This window comes from Acidobacteriota bacterium (assembly GCA_030949985.1).
Taxonomy (GTDB): Bacteria; Acidobacteriota; Polarisedimenticolia; order J045; family J045; genus JALTMS01.
Map to the genome: position 1 here is coordinate 1 of JAUZRX010000125.1, position 1,335 is coordinate 1,335.

The 1,335-nt window shown below is 66.4% G+C and carries 2 protein-coding genes; both read left to right on the plus strand.

Features of this window, described 5'->3' with window-relative positions; genetic code table 11:
* A partial coding sequence (locus Q9Q40_15590; GenBank protein ID MDQ7008644.1) for a cytochrome c3 family protein occupies window positions 1–636 on the plus strand: 636 nt, incomplete at its 5' end.
* 65 nt (window positions 637–701) lie between these two features.
* Window positions 702–1,335: cytochrome c3 family protein (locus Q9Q40_15595; GenBank protein MDQ7008645.1), on the plus strand; the 634-nt coding region annotated here is incomplete at its 3' end.

Genomic DNA, 1,335 nt, shown 5'->3' on the forward strand with positions numbered 1-1,335 from the left:
CCACGCTTCAACCACAATCTCGACACCGACTACCCGTTGCGGGGGAAACACGCCGAAACGCCCTGCAACGATTGCCATCACCGCGACGTGAAACGGGAACGACTGACGGGGCGCTGCTACCAGTGCCACAGGGAGAACGACGTGCATCAGGGAAAACAGGGTCGCGAGTGCCAGCGCTGTCACGATGAAACGGGGTGGAGCGGCAGGGTGGTGTTCGATCACGACCAGAGCCGTATGCCCCTGATCGGCCTGCACGCGGCGGTGCCCTGCGAGGAGTGCCACCTCTCGGCCGAATTCGACCAGGTGAAGCGGCACTGCAACGAGTGCCACGAGAAGAATGACAAGCACGAGCGCGCCCTGGGAACGGATTGCGCGCAATGCCACACCCCCAACGGCTGGGAGTTGTGGCGCTTCGATCACGACCACCAGACCGACTATCCCCTGACCGGTGCCCATGCCGAACTGGAGTGCGCCGCCTGCCACCACCGCCCGGTGGAGGCAGAGGGAAAGATCGAGCTGGGGCAGCGCTGTTACGACTGTCACCGCGAGGACGACGTCCATCGCCGGGGCTTCGGCACCGATTGTGGCCGTTGCCACAACACCCGTGATTTCAGCGATCTGGAGATGTTGCAGTGAGGAACGGGACCATCCAGGACCGGATACCGGAAAGAAACCCCCGGCACCGGACCAGTGAGCGCTCGATGAAGCACCTGCCCCACCTGTTGATGGCGGCCCTGATGCTCCTGCTCGGCACTGCCGGCGGGGCCGCCGCCAAGCCCCTGTTCAACCACGACCAGACCGGCTTCCCGCTGGAGGGCGAACACGCCCGCGTCCGCTGCGACAGTTGTCACAAGAAGGGGATCTTCAAGGGCACTCCCAAGGTCTGCGCCCAGTGCCACGGCCAGAACAGCCCGCTGACCGATGCCACCACCATGACCGGTAACCACATGCCGGTGGGTGCCGAATGCCAGGCCTGCCACGGCAGCGAGGGCTGGAACCCGCCGAAGCGGGTGGACCACAGCCAGGTGCTGGGGACCTGCGAGAGCTGTCACGACGGCCGGCGGGCCACCGGCAAGGGTCCGCGCCACCTGGCCACCGCCCAGGGCTGCGACAGTTGCCATACCCCAACCGGATGGCGGCGGACCACCTTCCACCATCCCGCCGTGACCGGCAACTGCGTGAGCTGCCACAACGGCTCGGTGGCCCGCGGCAAGTCGGCCAGCCACATCCCCTCCAGCGACCGCTGCGAGAGCTGCCACGCCATCGGCAGCTGGAAGGTCGCCCACTTCACCCATCCCCTGGTGACGGGCAATTGCGCGCGTTGCCACAATGGCC